This is a genomic window from Citrobacter sp. wls613 (assembly GCF_005281195.1).
GTDB lineage: Bacteria > Pseudomonadota > Gammaproteobacteria > Enterobacterales > Enterobacteriaceae > Citrobacter > Citrobacter gillenii.
In genome coordinates this window covers 26,363-27,126 of the sequence record NZ_SZXN01000030.1, presented here as the reverse complement: position 1 = coordinate 27,126, position 764 = coordinate 26,363, and the positions used below count along the sequence as shown (strand labels likewise).

Genomic DNA, 764 nt, shown 5'->3' with positions numbered 1-764 from the left:
CCAATCAGCGTATCGTCGTATACCCAGTCAACCTGGATATTCGCACCTTTCAGCACATCTTTCACGGTGCCGCCAACGGTGTCAGTACCGCCACCAGGGCGCTGGTAAGAGGTCAACTGAACAATCTGCTGAATCTCCATTGCGCCCAGAACGCGTTGCGGGCCGAGGATGACGACGCGTAACTGGCGACCCAGTTGCATGGTGCGAGTCAGCGCTGCCTGGACATGACCGAGCAGATAAACGGCCATCTGACCGTGATCGTAGGTCAGTACGGTCGTGTTGCCGTCCGTGTCCGCTGGCAGGGTTTCAGTGGTTGCTCCTGCGGTATTCAGCAGGCCCTCACCACCAGCCGGGTTCATACCAAACAGCAGAGAGGAACGCAGTTGCTGGAAGATACCCTGACGCATGCCGAGGCGCTGGGCTTCCGGAAGCGCGAAGTTCCAGTTGCCTGCGGCGGCCAGATCGTGATGGTCGTAAATGCCACGGCAGCGGAACAGGTAGGTTGGAGTGGAAATCATGCGCGCGTCCAGCGCCACGCTCGGCAACTGGTTCGCGTTACCGGCCTGGCTGGTTGCAACCTGAGTGCGGATGTCCAGGCGGCGCATGTAAACATACTGGTCGCCTACACCGAGGCGTACCTGCGGGTTACCGCTGGCGATGGTTTCAAACGCACCTGATGCCTGCTGGTAACCAATGATCATCTCCGGCGCGATATACGACGGATTGACGATAGTGTAGCTGGGGGTAATTGCAGCCATTTAATT

Annotated in this window: 1 protein-coding gene; it reads right to left on the bottom strand. The window is 58.4% G+C overall.

Features of this window, described 5'->3' with window-relative positions:
* Positions 1-758, bottom strand: a 758-nt coding sequence (locus FDX01_RS04445) for a DUF2184 domain-containing protein (RefSeq protein WP_249360867.1), incomplete at its 3' end; no start/stop codon positions are given.
* Positions 759-764 lie beyond the last annotated feature (6 nt).